The 17,231-nt window shown below is 61.6% G+C and carries 15 protein-coding genes; 1 reads left to right on the top strand and 14 read right to left on the bottom strand.

All coding sequences use genetic code 11. The features are described from left to right. Window positions 1-7: 7 nt before the first annotated feature. Both J4E42_RS23390 and rluC read right to left on the bottom strand, forming a co-directional pair. A complete protein-coding gene (locus J4E42_RS23390; RefSeq protein WP_008040896.1) occupies window positions 8-670 on the bottom strand; it encodes an HAD-IA family hydrolase in 663 nt (220 codons plus the stop codon). Then, on the bottom strand, window positions 657-1,619 hold the full coding sequence (rluC, locus tag J4E42_RS23385; protein ID WP_207286282.1) for a 23S rRNA pseudouridine(955/2504/2580) synthase RluC: 963 nt from the start codon (window positions 1,617-1,619) through the stop codon (window positions 657-659). Before rluC ends, J4E42_RS23390 begins: the two co-directional genes overlap by 14 nt. Window positions 1,620-2,320: 701 nt before the next feature. Here rluC and rne point away from each other — a divergent pair. Then, a complete protein-coding gene (gene rne / locus J4E42_RS23380; RefSeq protein ID WP_207286281.1) occupies window positions 2,321-5,548 on the top strand; it encodes a ribonuclease E in 3,228 nt (1,075 codons plus the stop codon). Window positions 5,549-5,728: 180 nt separating this feature from the next. On the opposite strand, the gene J4E42_RS23375 is transcribed toward rne, so the two are convergent. The 12 genes from J4E42_RS23375 to J4E42_RS23320 all read right to left on the bottom strand — a co-directional run bounded on the left by J4E42_RS23375 (window position 5,729) and on the right by J4E42_RS23320 (window position 17,189). Then, window positions 5,729-6,319, bottom strand: a complete 591-nt coding sequence (locus tag J4E42_RS23375) for an NTP transferase domain-containing protein (RefSeq protein ID WP_207286280.1) — start codon at window positions 6,317-6,319, stop codon at window positions 5,729-5,731. Then, entirely contained in the window at window positions 6,316-7,299 is a 984-nt protein-coding gene (locus J4E42_RS23370; RefSeq protein ID WP_008031568.1) for an XdhC family protein, read from the bottom strand. The genes J4E42_RS23375 and J4E42_RS23370 overlap by 4 nt, the downstream gene beginning before the upstream one ends. Next, window positions 7,299-9,620 (bottom strand): xanthine dehydrogenase family protein molybdopterin-binding subunit, encoded by a 2,322-nt coding sequence (locus J4E42_RS23365; protein ID WP_207286279.1) that lies wholly within the window; start codon window positions 9,618-9,620, stop codon window positions 7,299-7,301. The genes J4E42_RS23370 and J4E42_RS23365 overlap by 1 nt, the downstream gene beginning before the upstream one ends. Next, window positions 9,617-10,087, bottom strand: a complete 471-nt coding sequence (locus J4E42_RS23360) for a (2Fe-2S)-binding protein (protein ID WP_008031566.1) — start codon at window positions 10,085-10,087, stop codon at window positions 9,617-9,619. The genes J4E42_RS23365 and J4E42_RS23360 overlap by 4 nt, the downstream gene beginning before the upstream one ends. Window positions 10,088-10,334: 247 nt before the next feature. Further along, a complete protein-coding gene (gene murB, locus J4E42_RS23355; RefSeq protein ID WP_008031565.1) occupies window positions 10,335-11,354 on the bottom strand; it encodes a UDP-N-acetylmuramate dehydrogenase in 1,020 nt (339 codons plus the stop codon). Then, window positions 11,351-11,821, bottom strand: coding sequence for a low molecular weight protein-tyrosine-phosphatase (locus J4E42_RS23350; protein ID WP_207286278.1), 471 nt, complete (start codon window positions 11,819-11,821; stop codon window positions 11,351-11,353). Before J4E42_RS23350 ends, murB begins: the two co-directional genes overlap by 4 nt. Then, window positions 11,821-12,585 carry a 3-deoxy-manno-octulosonate cytidylyltransferase gene (kdsB, locus tag J4E42_RS23345; RefSeq protein WP_008045101.1) on the bottom strand — a complete coding sequence of 255 codons (765 nt, stop codon included), beginning with the start codon at window positions 12,583-12,585 and terminating at the stop codon, window positions 11,821-11,823. The genes J4E42_RS23350 and kdsB overlap by 1 nt, the downstream gene beginning before the upstream one ends. Continuing rightward, window positions 12,582-12,767: a Trm112 family protein gene (locus J4E42_RS23340; protein WP_007945752.1), complete on the bottom strand. Its 186-nt coding sequence runs from the start codon at window positions 12,765-12,767 to the stop codon at window positions 12,582-12,584. The genes kdsB and J4E42_RS23340 overlap by 4 nt, the downstream gene beginning before the upstream one ends. Before the next feature lie 24 nt (window positions 12,768-12,791). After that, entirely contained in the window at window positions 12,792-13,802 is a 1,011-nt protein-coding gene (gene lpxK, locus J4E42_RS23335; protein ID WP_008031560.1) for a tetraacyldisaccharide 4'-kinase, read from the bottom strand. Further along, the gene (locus J4E42_RS23330; RefSeq protein WP_008031559.1) at window positions 13,802-14,233 is read right to left on the bottom strand and encodes a biopolymer transporter ExbD; all 432 of its coding nucleotides are present in this window, start codon (window positions 14,231-14,233) and stop codon (window positions 13,802-13,804) included. The genes lpxK and J4E42_RS23330 overlap by 1 nt, the downstream gene beginning before the upstream one ends. Next, window positions 14,230-14,868 carry a MotA/TolQ/ExbB proton channel family protein gene (locus J4E42_RS23325; protein WP_008045105.1) on the bottom strand — a complete coding sequence of 213 codons (639 nt, stop codon included), beginning with the start codon at window positions 14,866-14,868 and terminating at the stop codon, window positions 14,230-14,232. Before J4E42_RS23325 ends, J4E42_RS23330 begins: the two co-directional genes overlap by 4 nt. A 98-nt stretch (window positions 14,869-14,966) precedes the next feature. After that, window positions 14,967-17,189, bottom strand: coding sequence for a DNA internalization-related competence protein ComEC/Rec2 (locus J4E42_RS23320; protein ID WP_207286277.1), 2,223 nt, complete (start codon window positions 17,187-17,189; stop codon window positions 14,967-14,969). Between the last annotated feature and the right edge of the window lie 42 nt (window positions 17,190-17,231).

The raw sequence follows: 17,231 nt of genomic DNA, 5'->3' as shown, positions 1-17,231 counted from the left end.
AAACGTATTAAGCCCGCTGACTCAGCCAGGCATGCAATTCTGAAAAACGATCAATGGCCAGCGCCGGCTCGAACAATTTCAGCGCTTCAATCGATTGCGCGCCGTAGCTGACCGCCACCGAATCCATGCCGGCGTTGCGCGCCATCTGCAGGTCGAATGACGAATCGCCAACCATCAACGCTTGCTCCGGGCGAACTTCGCAATGGGCGAGGATCTGCTCAAGCATCAGTGGATGGGGTTTGCTGGCGGTTTCGTCGGCGGCACGGGTGATGTCGAAATAATCTTCCCAGCCGTGCGCCTTCAGCACCCGATCCAGTCCGCGACGCGCCTTGCCGGTAGCAACGGCTAAATGATAACCCTCGGCGCGGAACGCCTCCATCGACTCGACAACCCCTTCGAACAACGGCGAAGGCACGGCTTCAGAGGCAATGTAGTGGTCCGCATAATGCTCGCGAAACGCCACCAGTTCGGTATCGCTGATCTCGGGGTACAACGTGCGAATCGCTTCCGGCAAACCCAGGCCGATGATGCCTTTGACAGCAAAGTCATCGCGCAACTGAAAACCGGAACGCTCGGACGCTACGTGCATTGCTTCGACAATCCGACCAATGGAATCAGCCAGCGTGCCGTCCCAATCGAAAATCAGCAGCTTGTAATCAGAGGGGTGCACTCAGGCGCTCCACAGTCTTGGCCCACATCTCGTCGACAGGCGCCTGCAACTTCAGTTCGCCGCCATCCAGCAGCGGCACGGTCAGCATGTACGCATGCAGGAACAGGCGCTTGCCGCCCAGATCGCGGATTTCCTTGCTGAAATCGTCATCGCCGTACTTGGTGTCGCCGGCAATGCAATGCCCGGCGTGCAAAGTGTGAACGCGAATCTGGTGAGTCCGGCCAGTGATCGGCTTGGCCTCGATCAAGGTGGCAAAGTCGCCGAATCGACGCAGGACCTTGAACACGGTCACCGATTCCTTGCCCTCCTCCTCGTCGACCTCGACCATCCGCTCGCCGGAACGCAGATTACTCTTGCCCAGCGATGCACGGACTTGCTTGATCGATGCCGCCCAGTTGCCGCGAACCAGCGCCATGTAGCGCTTGTCCACGCCATCACCGCGCAAGGCCGTGTGCAAGTGACGCAGCATGCTGCGTTTCTTGGCGATCATCAGCAGGCCGGAGGTGTCACGGTCAAGGCGGTGAACCAGCTCGAGCTCCTTGCAATCCGGACGCAACTGACGAAAGGCTTCGATCACGCCGTAAGTCAGGCCGCTGCCGCCGTGAACCGCAATGCCGCAAGGCTTGTTGATCACGATCAGCGCTTTGTCTTCATAGACAATCGAGGCTTCGAGCCGCTGCAGCAGGCCCTGGGCCAGCGGCACGGGCTCGTCGCGTTCAGGCACGCGAACCGGCGGCACGCGCACGATATCGCCCGCCTGCAGCTTGTATTCGGGCTTGATCCGGCCTTTGTTCACTCGCACTTCGCCTTTACGCAAAATGCGGTAAATCAAGGTCTTGGGCACGCCTTTGAGCCGAGCGAGAAGGAAGTTATCAATACGTTGGCCGGCATATTCCGGCGAGACCTCAAGCAGTTGTACGCCTGGGGTCGAGGGGGCAGTAGTCGTCATGGCGCGGATGATATCAATTTTTTATGGAATTGAAGCACTTAATCATTACTGCTATAGTCGCGAACGCCGCCAAAAGCGGCCTGGACAGCGGACAAACGGTCAAAAACCGGCCCTGACCAATGCAATTCACCAGGACGCGAGGCCGTCCTACGGCGCTTTCGCTACGTAACGGTGGAGTTTGCAGGTGTAACGAGCGCAGGTGACATGAGGCCTGAATCACGCCGCAAAGCAGAGTTTTCACTCGCTACGCGAGCCCATATTCACGGCCAGTTCACAAAGTGCAGTCAGCTGCGAATGACCCCGAGCGAACGCTTCGGAAACAACGCCTAAATTAGCCATGATGCGTGACCTCCCCTTTCGGAGCTCACGGTAAATGCCAACCCGCTGCGGATTCTGCGCGCGGCAGCACCCGAATTATCAGGGATACGTGTAGGGTGGAGATGCACAACCGCTGGACTGTGTAGCAATAGGCTTTATCAAGACGCTTCATCTCGTCCACAGCCGCCGGTTGATTCCTCCTCCTGACTGAGTGCTTAAGTAGCCACAGCAAGCAGGACGCGTACGTCGCGACGAAGGCCCACATTGGCCGGACTTCGCTAGACACGGGAATGGCCAACCACTCCCGACGCACCTGACACCGACCATGAGAAGTCGTGTGTGCCGAACGCCGTTTCCGGCAGCCCGGAAACCGACGGTACTACATGAAAAGAATGCTGATTAACGCAACTCAACCCGAAGAGTTGCGTGTTGCACTGGTAGATGGCCAACGCCTCTACGACCTGGACATCGAATCCGGTGCACGCGAGCAGAAGAAGGCCAACATCTATAAAGGCCGGATTACTCGCATCGAACCAAGCCTTGAGGCTGCCTTTGTCGATTTCGGCTCCGAGCGCCACGGCTTCCTGCCCCTCAAAGAAATCTCCCGCGAATACTTCAAGAAAGCCCCTGAAGGCCGCGTCAACATCAAAGACGTCCTGAGCGAAGGCCAGGAAGTCATCGTTCAGGTCGAAAAAGAAGAACGTGGCAACAAGGGCGCAGCCCTGACCACCTTCATCAGCCTGGCCGGTCGTTACCTGGTCCTGATGCCGAACAACCCGCGTGCCGGCGGTATCTCCCGTCGCATCGAAGGTGAAGAGCGCAACGAACTGCGTGAAGCCCTGAACGGTCTGGTAGCACCAGCCGACATGGGTCTGATCGTGCGCACTGCCGGCCTGGGCCGCAGCAGCGAAGAAATGCAGTGGGACCTCGATTACCTGCTGCAACTCTGGACCGCCATCAAAGAAGCCTCGCTGGATCGCTCCGCGCCATTCCTGATCTACCAGGAAAGCAACGTGATCATCCGCGCCATCCGCGATTACCTGCGCCAGGACATCGGCGAAGTGCTGATCGACAGCGTTGAAGCCCAGGACGAAGCCCTGACCTTCATCCGCCAGGTGATGCCGCAGTACGCCAGCAAGATCAAGCTGTACGAAGACAGCGTTCCGCTGTTCAACCGTTTCCAGATCGAAAGCCAGATCGAGACCGCTTTCCAGCGCGTCGTCGAACTGCCTTCCGGTGGTTCCATCGTTATCGATCCGACCGAAGCCCTGGTGTCCATCGACATCAACTCGGCGCGCGCCACCAAAGGCAGCGACATCGAAGAAACCGCCCTGCAGACCAACCTTGAAGCCGCCGAAGAAATCGCCCGTCAGTTGCGCCTGCGCGACATCGGCGGCCTGATCGTCATCGACTTCATCGACATGACCCCTGCCAAGAACCAGCGCGCCGTGGAAGAGAAAGTCCGCGAATGTCTGGAAGCCGACCGCGCTCGCGTGCAGGTTGGCCGCATCTCGCGCTTCGGCCTGCTGGAAATGTCCCGTCAGCGCCTGCGTCCATCGCTCGGCGAAAGCAGCGGCATCGTTTGCCCGCGTTGCAACGGCACCGGCATCATCCGTGATGTTGAATCGCTGTCGCTGGCAATCCTGCGCCTGATCGAAGAAGAAGCCCTGAAAGACCGCACCGCCGAAGTTCGCGCACAAGTGCCAATTCCGGTCGCAGCCTTCCTGCTTAACGAAAAACGCAACTCGATCACCAAGATCGAACTGCGCACCCGTGCCCGCATCGTCATTCTGCCGAACGATCACCTCGAAACGCCGCACTTCGAAGTTCAGCGCCTGCGTGATGACAGCCCGGAAGCCAGCATCAACCAGTCCAGCTACGAAATCGCTGCTGCCGCTGCTGAAGTCGAAGAAGTCCAGCCAGCCGCTGCGACCCGCACCCTGGTTCGCCAGGAAGCCGCGGTCAAGACTGCGCCGGCCCGCGCCAACGCTCCGGTTCCGACCGAAGTCGTCGCCGCACCGGTTGCTGCACCAGCCGCCGCGCCAGAGCCAAGCCTGTTCAAAGGCCTGGTGAAATCGCTGGTCAGCCTGTTCGCTACCAAAGAAGAGCCTGCTGCTCCGGTTGTGGTTGAAAAACCAGCGACCACCGAGCGCCCGGCCCGCAACGAAGAGCGTCGCAACGGTCGTCAGCAGAGCCGCAACCGTAACGGTCGCCGCGATGAAGAACGCAAGCCTCGTGAGGAACGTGCACCGCGTGAAGAACGCGCACCACGTGAGCCACGCGAAGCCCGTGAAGAAACCCCGGCAGTCGCTCGCGAAGAACGCGCTCCACGTGAAGAGCGTGCACCACGCGCCCCTCGCGAAGAACGTGCACCGCGCGCGCCTCGTGAAGATCGCAAGCCACGTGGCGAGCGTGAAGAACGCGTTCGTGAACTGCGTGAACCACTCGACGCCGCTGCTCCGGCTGCTGCTGCTGCTGCTGCCGCTACCGCTGCTGCTGAAGAGCGTCCAGCTCGTCAGCCACGTGAAGAGCGTGCGCCACGTCCACCGCGTGAGGAGCGTCAACCACGCGCCGAGCAAGCCGCTGCCGCCGTTGCTGAAGAAGAGCTGACTGGCAACGAAGAGCAACTGCAGGAAGACGGTCAGGAAGGCGCCGAAGGCGATCGTCCACGCCGCCGCTCCCGTGGCCAGCGTCGTCGCAGCAACCGTCGCGAGCGTCAACGCGATGCCAACGGCAACGTGATCGAAGGTTCGGAAGAATCCGAGTCCGCCGAAGGTAACGAAGGCGCCGAAGCACCAAGCGCTGCCGATCTGGCCGCAGGCCTGGCTGTTACCGCAGCCGTTGCCAGCACCGTGATCAGCGCTCCGGCCGAAGCACAGGCCAACGAGCAAGCCGAACGCGCCACTGCCGCCACACTGGAAACTGCTCCAGTCGAAGCGCCAGTCGTTGAAGCGACCACGCCTGTAGAAGTAACTGCCGCTCCAGAAGTCGAAGTGGCTCCGGTTCGTGAAGCACAGCCTGAAGTCGAAGCTGCCGCCGAGCCTGCCGTCGTTGCTGAAACGCCTGCCGTGGTTGCAGAGCCGGTTGTTGAAACCGTCGCTGAAACCGTGACCGAAACCGTTCGTGAAGTTCGCGAAGAGCAAACCGCTTTCAACTGGGTTGCCGAGCCGGTAGCGGTCGAAACGCCAGCACCAATCGCTGAAGTTGCGGTTGTCGAGCCTGTTGTTGTGGCTGCCGAACCAGAAGTGGCTCCGGTTGTTGAAGCCCCTGTTGTCGCCGAAGTGGCTGCACCAGTGGTTGAAGCTGCCCCGGCCAGCGCCCTGACACCAAGTGGCCGCGCACCTAACGACCCGCGTGAAGTGCGTCGTCGCAAGCGTGAAGAAGAGCGCCTGCAGAAGGAAGCCGAACTGGCTGCCGCTGCTGCTCCGGTCGCTGTCGAAGTGGCACCGGTTGTTGCTGAAGTCGTCGAGGCTGCTCCTGCCCCGGCTGCTGAAGTGGCTGCCGAGCCCGCTGACTCCGTGATCGACGAAGCTCCACGCTCCGTTCAGGAAGCGGTAGAGCAACACGAGCAAGCCCAGGAAAAAGAGCACGAGCCTAAACCCCTCGTCTGATTCCATCGGCCACTAAAAAGCCCCGCCTGGTAACCCAGGCGGGGCTTTTTTTATGCCGGCGGTTCCACAGTTAGACCGCGTTATCGTTCTTCGCGGGCAAGCCTCGCTCCTACAGGTTTTCCGCCGATCACTGTAGGAGCGTGCGGTGCGGCGATCCGACTTGCCCGCGAAGGCGGAGGATCAGGCGAAAACCAACGCCTCAGGCACATCCACATCCCACAACACCCCGGCATCCTCGACCGCCACCTCAACCACCCGCGCCGACGCAAACAACGGCTTGGCCCCGCGATCACCCGACAACGCCATCAACCCCGGTCCAAACGTTCGCCCGAAACCAACCGGATGGCCGTATTCGCCATTCATCACCGGAACACTGATCCCATCATCAGAAAACCCCGCCAACACCTGTTCAACCGTCGACGGCAGAATGAACGGCATATCCCCCAACACAATCAACCAGCCACCGAGTTGCGGACACGCTGCCACCCCAGCCGCAATGCTGTCGCCCATGCCGGAGGATTCGATCAGCACAATCTCGAAACCATAAGCCTTGGCCATGCGAATCACTTGCGGGCGATCTTCGGTCGTCACCAGCACGCGTTTCGCCAGCGTGGCCGGCAAACTCACCAACACCTGCTCGATCACCGAACGAACGCCGCCATCGCGTCCCGTACAGTCCGCCAACAACTTGTCCCTGTCGGCACCCGCCACCTGTCGAAACCGAGTGCCCTGCCCCGCCGCCAACACGATGACGCCGATTGGCCCGCTCATGCCTCCTCCTGCAACGGCTTCTTCTGTTTCAGCTCGACGCCGTTCTTGATCGCGACAATTTCCGCCAGCAGCGACAAGGCGATTTCCGCCGGGGAATGGCTGCCGATGTGCAGGCCTATCGGGCCGTGCAAGCGCTCGATGGCCTCTTGGGACAAGCCTAGCTGAGCGAGGTTTTCCCGGCGCTTCAGGCTGTTGACCCGCGAACCCAGCGCACCGACGTAAAACGCCCTGGAATCGAGCGCCGTCAGCAACGCCATGTCATCCAGGCGCGGATCGTGAGTCAGCGCGACGATGGCCGTACGTTCGTCGGTCTGGATGTTCAGCACCGCTTCGTCCGGCATACCGGATACGAAGCGCCCGTGCTGTTCTTCCCAGCCGTAGACGAACTCGGTGCGTGGATCGCAGATCAGCACTTCGAAATCCAGCAGCCGCGCCATCTCGGCAACATAACGGGACAATTGCCCCGCGCCGATCAACAACAACCGCCAACGCGGACCGTAAATGGCGCGCAGCGTGGTGCCGTCAAAACTCAGCGCATCGTTCTTGGTCGCCGGCTGCAACGTCACTTCACCGCTCGCGATATCCAGCGAGCGCGCCGTGATTTCATGGGCCTCGCAACTCGCCAGCAACCCGGCAACCCAAGCCGGGTCGCCGACTCGCTCCTCGGTCAGGCGCAACGTGCCGCCGCACGGCAAACCAAACCGTGCGGCCTCCTCGCGAGTAACGCCATAAGTGATCAACTGCACCGGCGGCCCGTCAGCCGGAATCCGGCCATCGTGCAGCCGGGCTATCAAGTCATCCTCGACACAACCACCAGACACCGAACCGATCACCACCCCGTCTTCGCGCAAGGCCAACATCGCGCCAGGCGCCCGGGGCGCGGTGCCCCAGGTCTGGACCACGCTGTACAACACCACTCGCTGACCGGCGCGGCGCCATTCCAGCACGCTGCGCAGGACATTCAGATCGACGCTGTCCATCAAGCCTCGGCCTTCTGCCAACCTTGCAGTTGATAACGAACCGGCAAGTTGCGGATGCGTTTGCCGGTGGCGGCGAAAATCGCATTGCACAGCGCCGGCGCAATCGGCGGCACGCCAGGTTCACCGACACCGCCCAACGGCACCACGCCCGGCGGCGTGACCAGATGCACGGCAACTTCCTTCGGCGCCAGGGACATGCGCGCCACTTCGTACATATGGAAGTTGTCTTGCTGGACCTTGCCGTCCTTGAAACTGATCTCGCCCAGCACCGCGTTGCCCAGCCCCATCACACAAGCGCCTTCGAACTGCGAGCGAATTCGCTCGGGGTTGATCTGCGGACCGCAATCCACCGCTATATCGGCCTTGTGCACGATCAACGTGCCGTCATCTTTGACTTCGACTTCGATCACCGCCGCCACGTAAGTGACGAAGCTGTAATGCACCGCCAGTCCCAGGCCTCGGCCCTTCGGCAACTCTCGGCCCCAACCCGCAGCTTTCGCGGCGGTTTCAAGGACAGTGCGCATGCGCCCGGTATCGATCGGGTAACGCTCGGGCGACTCGCCGTAGTTCCACTCTTCACTCAACGTACGCGGATCGATCTGACGGTCCGGGCCGAGCAATTTGATCTGGTACTTGAGCGGATCCTGTTTGGCCTTGTGCGCCAACTCATCGACAAAGCACTGGATCGCGAAGCCGTGAGGAATGTTCGACACCGAGCGATACCAGCCGACCCGCGTATGAATCGCCGCTTCCGGGTTCTCCAGGCGCACGTTGGGGATCGCGTAAGCCATGTTGGTGAAGCCCATGCCCAGCTCGAAAGCGGCCTCATGGTTCATGCCCGGCGCGAACAGCGCGGTGATACTCGGCGCTACCGTGCGGTGCAACCAACCCGACGGCAGGCCGTCCTTGTTCAGGCTGGCCTTCAAGTATTCAGCCGAGACGGTGTGGAAATACGAACAGTGGATGTCGTCTTCACGAGTCCATTGCACCCGCACCGCCTTACCGGGGAATTCCTTGGCGAGGATCGCCGCTTCGATGATGAAGTCCGGCTTGGACTTGCGGCCGAAACCGCCGCCGAGCAGGGTGACGTGGAAGGTGACGTTATCGAACGGAATGCCCAGGCGTTCGCCGATTCGTTCACGGGTGACCTGCGGCGCCTGGCTTGGCGCCCAGGCTTCGCACACGCCATCCTTGAAACGGGCGATGGCGACCATCGGCTCCATCGGCGCTTGCGTCAGGTGCGGCAGATAGTAAGAGGCTTCGAGGGTGCTGTCGGCGCCGCTCATGGCCTGGTCGATGTTGCCGGTATTGCGCACCACTTTGCCGGGCTTGAGCGACGCCGCTTCAATTTCCTTGCGGTAGGCGATCGAGTCGTAGCTGGCGTTGGGGCCGTCGTCCCATTCGATTTTCAGCGCGTCTCGACCCTTGATCGCCGCCCAGGTATTGCTGGCCACCACCGCCACGCCGCCCAGCGGCTGAAACTCCGAGGGCAGCGGACGGCCTTCGATCTGGATGACTTTGACCACCCCGGGGACTTTCAGCGCCGCGCTGTCATCCACGGATTTGACCTTGCCGCCGTACACCGCCGGACGTGCAATTGCGGCGTAAAGCATGCCGTCGATATGCACGTCGGCACCGTAGATCGCGCGGCCGTTGACGATGTCAGCACCGTCGATGGCCTTGGTGCCTTCCTTGCCGATGTAGCGGAATTCTGACGGTTCCTTGAGCCGCAGGCTGTCACGTGCCGGTACCGCCAGCGCACCGGCAGCGACGGCGAGCGCACCGTAACCCAGTTCACGACCGCTCGGTTTATGGATGACTTTGTGCAATTGCGCATGGCACTCGCCGACCGGGACTTTCCACTGTTCGGCGGCCGCCTGTTCGAGCATGGTCCGCGCGGCTGCACCGCAGCGGCGCATCGGCTCGTACCAGTGGCGCATGCTGCGCGAACCGTCGGTGTCCTGGTTGCCGAAGCGCACTTCATCGCCCGGCGCCTGCTGCACTTTCACCTGCGCCCAGTCGGCTTCAAGTTCATCGGCCACGACCATGGTCAGGCTGGTGCGTACGCCTTGGCCCATTTCCGAACGGTTGCAAACCACGGTCACGGTGCCATCCGCAGCGATGCTGACGTACACCTTCGGATCATCGATCCAGCCGTTGAGCATGCCCTCGGCGCCGAATTTCTTTTCCTTCTCGGCTGCGAACGCGTCCTGCCAGCCCCAACTCGCGGCGACCACCAGCGCACTGGTGGCACCGACGCCTTTGAGGAAGCCGCGGCGGCTGAGGTTACTCAGGGCGAAATCATTCGGGAACTGGCTCATGCCTTGGCTTCCTTCAGGTGAGTGGATGCCTGGCGGATGGCGGTCTTGATGCGGTTGTAGGTGCCGCAACGGCAAATATTGCCGACCATCGCCTCTTCGATCTGTTCGTCGCTCGGGTTCGGGTTGGTCTTGAGCAATGCCGTGGCGGACATGATCTGCCCGCCCTGGCAGTAACCGCACTGGGCGACGGCGGTGTCGAGCCAGGCTTGCTGCACGATTTGCCCGACCGGGTCGGCGTGCAGGTTGTCGATGGTGCTGACGTTCTGACCGACTACCGAGCCGATCGGCGTGATGCAACTGCGCGCCGGGGCGCCTTCGATGTGAATGGTGCAGGCGCCGCACAGGCCCATGCCGCAGCCGAACTTGGTGCCGTTGTAACCGGCCACGTCGCGGATGGCCCAGAGCAGCGGCATGTCCTCGGTGACATCGAGTTGATGGTCTTGACCATTGAGTTTCAGGGTAATCATGGGCACGCCCGCATAGTGGTATGGGTTATGGGGTCGAGCAATCTGCCGCTGGGGGATTAGCGGTTGGCATCACGCAGATCGACTCAGGCTAATGAGGCTCTCTTATGCGGACGGAGATGTCTGCATCGGGCCCTTGGTGGAGCAAATGCTTGCATCGTTAGGGGGCTAAGTTAACCCAGCATTAACAAAAAAGCCCTGCACAATCGAAGATGTGCAGGGCTTTGAGATCAGCCTTGAAAGCGTAGCCTCAATACTGATTGGGCTCCATTTCCAGATCGACATGGAAGCGTTCTGAAATGTCCTTTTGGATGCGCTGTGCCAGGTTCAGCAACTGCAGACCGGTCGCGGCCCCGTAGTTGACCAGCACCAGCGCCTGCAATTTATGCACGCCCGCGTCGGCCTCGCGAAAACCTTTCCACCCTGCCCGCTCGATCAGCCAGCCCGCAGCCAGTTTCATCTGCCCGTCGGGTTGCGCGTAAGCCACCAGGTCCGGATATTCGCCTTTGAGCCGAGCGACCAGTGCAGCCGGGACCAAGGGATTTTTGAAGAAGCTGCCGGCGTTACCGAGCACCGCCGGGTCCGGAAGTTTTTCGTTGCGGATGCTGCAAATCGCCTGGCTGACGTCGGTGGCGGTCGGGTGATCGATGCCTTGCTCGGTCAGACGCTGACGCACCGGGCCGTACTCCAGATGCAAGTGCTCGGCACGGTCCAGGGCGAAACGAACCCGCAGGATCAACCAACGCCCCGGTTCCTGTTTGAACAGGCTGTCGCGGTAAGCGAAGTTGCATTCGGCCAGCGTGAAGTCGCGCAGCTCGCCAGTCTGGCGGTCCAGCGCGGTCAGGCCGGCGAACACGTCCTTGATCTCCACGCCATAGGCGCCAATGTTCTGCATCGGTGCCGCGCCGACGGTGCCGGGGATCAGGCTGAGGTTTTCCAGACCCGACAACCCCTGCGCCAGGGTGTGTTGCACGAACGGATGCCAAGGCTCGCCGGCCTCGGCTTCGATCACGACCTTGCTGCCGTCGTCGCTCAAAATGCGAATCCCGCGGGTGGCCATGCGCAACACCAGCGACTGGATGTCGGCGGTCAGCAGCAGGTTGCTGCCACCACCGATCACCAGCAACGGCACGTCATGCTCCACCGCATAGGCCAGCGCCTCGCGTACGTCGGCATCGCTGTGAGCCTCGGCAAACAAGCGCGCCTGAACGTCCACGCCAAAGCTGTTGTAAGGCTTGAGCGAAACCTGTGGCTGAACCTGCAAACTCATAACCGGCCCTTCAATTCGATCACCAGCAGATCACAGGCGCTTTCGATCAAGTCGAGCACCTGCTCAAAGCCCTGGTTGCCATCGTAGTAAGGGTCCGGCACTTCATCGACTGGCGACTGGTAGCGGCGCAGAAACAGGTCCAATTCGGCCTTGGGCTTGCCCTTGGCAGGTTGCAGCGCCATGAGGTCGCTCAGGTTGCTGTTGTCCATCGCCAGGATCAGGTCGTACGTGGAAAAATCGGCGCGGGTCACTTGCTGGGCGCGCTGCATCGACAGGTCGTAACCGCGCAGCTTGGCCGCGGCCTGGCTGCGTTTGTCCGGAGCCTTGCCAATGTGCCAGCCACCGGTGCCGGCGGAGGCGACTTCGACTTGATCGGCCAGCCCCGCTTCGCGCAATTTGTGCCGCAGCACACCTTCGGCCGTGGGTGAACGGCAGATGTTACCCAGGCAAACGAACAAAACCCGCATCAGGCCTCCAGCAGGCGACGAACGCGCTCGAGGTCTTCAGCCGTATCGACGCCGGTGGGCGGTGCGATCAGCGCGTCGGCGACGTGAATCCGCACGCCGTGCCACAGCGCACGCAGCTGTTCCAGGGATTCGGTGTTTTCCAGCCAGCACGGGCCCCAGCTGACGAAGTCATGCAGGAAACCGGCGCGGTAGGCGTAAATGCCAATGTGGCGGCGATACGGCACGCCTTCCGGCAACACGTCGCGACTTTTCGCGAACGCGTCCCGAGCCCATGGCAACGTCGCACGACTGAACGTCAGCGCCAGGCCATTGAGGTCGCTGACCACCTTGACCACGTTGGGGTTGAACAGGGTTTCGACATCTTCGATCGGCTCGGCCAGCGTGGCCATGCGCGCTTCAGTGTGGGCTGCGAGGTTGGCCGCGACCTGATCGATCACGCTTGGCGGGATCAGCGGTTCGTCACCCTGCACGTTGACCACGATCGCGTCGGACGCCAGACCGAGTTTCGCGGCGACTTCAGCCAAACGGTCCGTGCCGGAATTGTGGTCTTCGCGGGTCAGCACCACGTCGGCACCAAACGCGATGCACGCCTCGACAATGCGCGCATCGTCAGTGGCAACCACCACACGCTCGGCGCTGCTTTTGCACGCTTGTTCCCAGACGTGCTGGATCATCGGCTTGCCGGCGATCAGCAGCAGCGGTTTGCCCGGCAGGCGGGTCGAGGCGTAACGCGATGGAATGACAACGGTAAAGGCTGTGGTCATTTATCCAGACGCTCGTCGGTGGTCAGGGTACGAGCTTCGGTTTCGAGCATCACCGGGATGCCGTCGCGAATCGGGTACGCCAGGCCGGCGCCCTTGCTGATCAGCTCGGTTTTGTCGGCGCTGAGCTTGAGCGGGCCTTTGCAGACCGGGCAAGCGAGGATGTCGAGCAATTTGGTGTCCATGAGCATTCCCTGGATATAAACGATTTAAGGCAAAAGTCGAGCCGGCAACAGGCGCATCAACTGCGTATCGAACCAGGCCACGAAGGCCGGCGATGGCGCAGCATCGACCGCCAGGTACCACCAATCGGCAGCGGCGAAGGCACGGCACTTCACCGCGTCCTTTTCGGTCATCACCAACGGCAATGACGGTGTGAAATTCAAGGCCTGCACGCTGTACTCGGCGTGGTCGGCAAATGCATGCGGGACTGGCTGCCAGTGTAGCGTTTCAAGGGTCGTGAAGAAACGCTGCGGATTGCCGATCCCGGCCACGGCGTGCAGCGCCTGGCCCGCTGGGAAGTGGTCGAGGGGACGGCGTTCGCCGCTGTGCAGGTTAACCAGTTCCGTGGGTTGCAGCTGGAAGGCAAAACCGTTGTCGCGATCATCCGTGGCGCCGTTGTACAGCACCGCGTCAACGCTTTGCAGGCGTTCGACCGGTTCGCGCAACGGTCCCGCAGGCAGGCAGCGCTGGTTGCCCAGGCCTCGGGCGGCGTCAATCAGCACCAGTTCAAGGTCGCGGGCCAAACGGTAATGTTGCATGCCGTCGTCGGAGAGAATCAGGTCCAGAGGTTCGCTCGCCAGCAGCGCTTTGACCGCACTGCTGCGGTCCGGGTCGATCATCAACGGAACGCCGGTACGCTGGACGATCAGCAGCGGTTCATCGCCGGCGATGTCGGCACTTTGATCGGCCTCGACGCGCCATGGCAGTTGCGGCGGTTTGGCGCCATAACCACGGCTGACCACGCCGACCCGCAAACCGCTGCGCTGACAATGCTGGATCATCCACAGAATCAGCGGCGTCTTGCCGGTGCCGCCCACCGTGATGTTGCCGACGACGATCAGCGGCACCGGTGGCTGATAAATCTCGCCCTCACCCGCCAGAAAGCGTTTGCGCTTGTTCATCACCACGCGCCGGTACAGCCACTCCAGCGGCTGCAACAGCTTCAGGGCCGGATGACCTTGGTACCACGCGGCGAGCAAGCGATCGGACATGGCCATCAGGGCGCGGGCTGCGCCGCCTCGACAGTGGTCATGCGCAGGTGACTGAAGCCGAGTTTGCCGGCGGCGTCCATGGCGGTGATGACCGATTGATGCTGGGTCTTGCCGTCCGCACTGATCGACAGCGGCAGGTTGGTGTCACCGTTGGATTCTTTTTGCAACGCGTCCATGAGCGCGGTCAGATCGTTCTTCTGCAAGACCTGATTGTTCACCGAGAACACGCCTTCGGCGCTGATGGCCACGTCCAGGTGTTTAACCTGCTGGTCTTCGGCAGGCGAACCGCTGACCGCTTCGGGCAGATCGACGCGCAACTGGGTTTCACGGGTGAAGGTAGTGGTCACGACGAAAAACAGCAGCAGGATAAACACCACGTCGATCAGCGACGCGAGGTTGATGTCGACCGTTTCCCGCGGTTTGCGGCGGAATTTCACGCTTTTTTGCCCTCGGTCAGGTCCACGTCACGATCACCCTGTACCACCTCGACCAGCTTGATCGCTTCCTGCTCCATGCCCACCACCAGCTCATCGATGCGGCGTTGCAGGAAACGGTGGAAAAATACCGCAGGGATACCGACCATCAGACCAGCAGCCGTGGTGATCAAGGCCTTCGAAATACCACCGGCCAACACGGCGGCATTGGTGCCCATGCCCGTCCCCATGAACGCGCTGAAAATATCGATCATGCCCAGCACGGTGCCGAGCAAACCCAGCAACGGCGCCATGGCGGCGATGGTGCCCAGCGCATTGATGTAGCGTTCGAGTTCGTGAATCACCCGCGCGGCGGCTTCTTCGATGCACTCTTTCATGATCTCGCGACCATGTCTGGAGTTGGCCAGGCCTGCCGCCAGAATCTCGCCCAACGGCGAATTGGCGCGCAATTCCTTGAGTTTTTCTTTATTGAGTTGCTTGTCCTTGATCCACACCCAGACCTGCCCGAGCAAGTGCTCCGGGGTCACACGACTGGCGCGCAGGGTCCAGAGACGCTCGGCGACGATCGCCATGGCCGCGATGGAACTCAGAATGATCGGCAGCATCATCCAGCCGCCGGATTTGACCAATTCCCACACAGTGACAGTCCCCTCGAAAAAGTGCGCCACTCTAACATAGGGGGTCGATGCACCGAAGACCGTGATGTCGCATCCGGTCGGGCTTTCATAACTCGCGGTTATTGCGTGGAACGCCAGAAACGCCGTTCTTGACGCATCGTCCACGGGGGATGGAAGCGTCCGAGGTGCAGACGGATGGCGCCCTGCTCGGCGCTGTCATGGATTTCCATACCGCGTTTTTTATAACGGGCCATGACCGTGGGGTGCGGGTGACCGAACGAATTGCCGTTGCCGCGAGAGATCAGCACGGCTTTGGGTTGCAACGCAGTGAGCAACGCCATCGACGACGAGCTGCGGCTACCGTGGTGCGGCGCCTGCAACCAATCGGTGGGCACTGCGAGCGGGCTGTCGAGCAGGGCACGCTCGGCGGCGCTGTCGATGTCTCCGGTCAGCAATAATCGCTCGCCATTGGCTTCGATTTGCAGCACGCAGGATTTTTGATTGCGGTCCATGGCCGAAGGCCATTGCCAGAGCTGAAACCTCACGCCGTCCCAGGTCCATTGCTGGCCACTCTCGCAGGCATCGGCGTGCAATTCGGCGGGCAGCGCCAAGGGATCACCGCTGAGCACCAGCTTTATCGGCAAACCATTGGCAACCGCTCGCGCACCACCGGCATGATCGGCGTCGGCATGGCTGATCAACATCAGGTCGAGTTCGCTCACGCCGAGTTTGCGCAACGCTGGCAGGACCACTCGCTCGCCTAGATCGAAGTCGCCGAAGCGTGGTCCGGTGTCATACAGCAGCGTGTGATGGCGAGTTCGCACCAGAATCGCCAACCCTTGGCCGACATCCAGTTGCCAGACTTCGGCGATGCCCTCTGGCAAAAGTGGCCGTGGTGGAAAAACCAGCAACAGCAACAACGGCCAACCCAGCGGGCGCAGCGGTACACCGCGAGGCATTAACAGCAGAAACGCGCCGAGCATGCCCAGTGCCCATATCGACAATGGAATCGCCACGGGCACCCACGCGGGCAATTGACCGGCCATCAACCCAAGGCCCTTGAACAGCCAGTCGATCAGACCACCCGCCAGCCACAACAAGCCCTCGCCCACATAAGGCAGCGGTAACAACAGGGTTCCCAGCAAGGCCGGTGGCAATACCAGCAAACTGATCCAGGGCACCGCCAGCAGATTGGCGACCGGCCCGCTGAGACTGATCGGCAATCCCAACACCAGTAGCAACGGGCCCAGGCCGATCGCGATCAGCCACTGAGCACGGGTCCAGGTTTGCCACCATCGCCACGGCCCCAAGCGACCGCCGAAGGTGAAGATCAACACCGCCACTGCGGCGAAGGACAGCCAGAAACCCGGTTGCAGGCTCGCCAGCGGATCCAGCAACAAAACAGCGTTGAGCGCCAGCAACAGCGGCCACCAGGCGCCGAGGTGACGAAATCGCAGGCGCCACAACAGCACCAGGCCGATCATCACGCAGGCCCGCCGCACCGGTACTTCGAACCCCGCCAGCAGTCCGTAACCAAGGGCGGCGGCGAATGCCAGTGCACAGGCCCATGGCAGCCACGGCAAGCGGTTCGGCCACAACCCATAACGAGCGAGCCCGGCAATCAGCAGGTAAACCACCCCCGCCAGCAAACCGATGTGCTGTCCGGAAATCACCAGCAAATGCACGGTGCCGGTGTCTTGCAGCACCTGCCAATCCTCACGACTCAGCCCGGCGCCATCCCCCAGCACCAGCGCAATCAACGCGCCGGTTCGCCCTTGGGCATCCACGGTTTGCAAACGCTGGCGGATGCTGTCGCGCCAGGCCCATCGGGCTTCCCTGAGCCGCTCACCGTCCTTGATCGTTCCGGTAGCGCCGATGCGTTGTGCCAGCAGCCAGGCGTCGTAATCGAAGGCATGAGGATTGAGCAGCCCGGCAGGACGTTTCAGCTTCACCGCGAGCCGCCAGCGTTCACCACTGTTGACCGGCGGTCCGTCATACCAGGCCAGGCGCATCCGTTGCGGCACCCTGGCCTGTCGCGACCGGACGTCTGCCAGTTCGAAACGCACAACACCGTCATTGTTCTGCGGCAAACCGGTCACCCGCCCTTCGACCCAACGGGTTTCGCCATCGAGATTCGCTGACAAACGATCATCCAGCGCCCACTGCGCATTTGCGCCGGCCCAACTGATGCCGAACAGAAAAAACGCCAATGGGTACGTGCGAAACGGCAGCGCCATCAAACCCGTTACGGGCAACACCAGCCATAACCAGACCGGCGGTAATACCGGCAAAAAACGCAGGGCCAGCAGACCCAACGCCAGCGCCATCATCCCTGTGCGCATACGCCCGTCCTTGAGAGTCCCCTCCTAGGCATAGCCGGCGCG

The organism is Pseudomonas sp. FW300-N2A2 (assembly GCF_017351735.1).
In the GTDB taxonomy this organism is placed as follows: domain Bacteria; phylum Pseudomonadota; class Gammaproteobacteria; order Pseudomonadales; family Pseudomonadaceae; genus Aquipseudomonas; species Aquipseudomonas migulae.
This window is presented reverse-complemented; position numbering and strand designations above follow the sequence as displayed.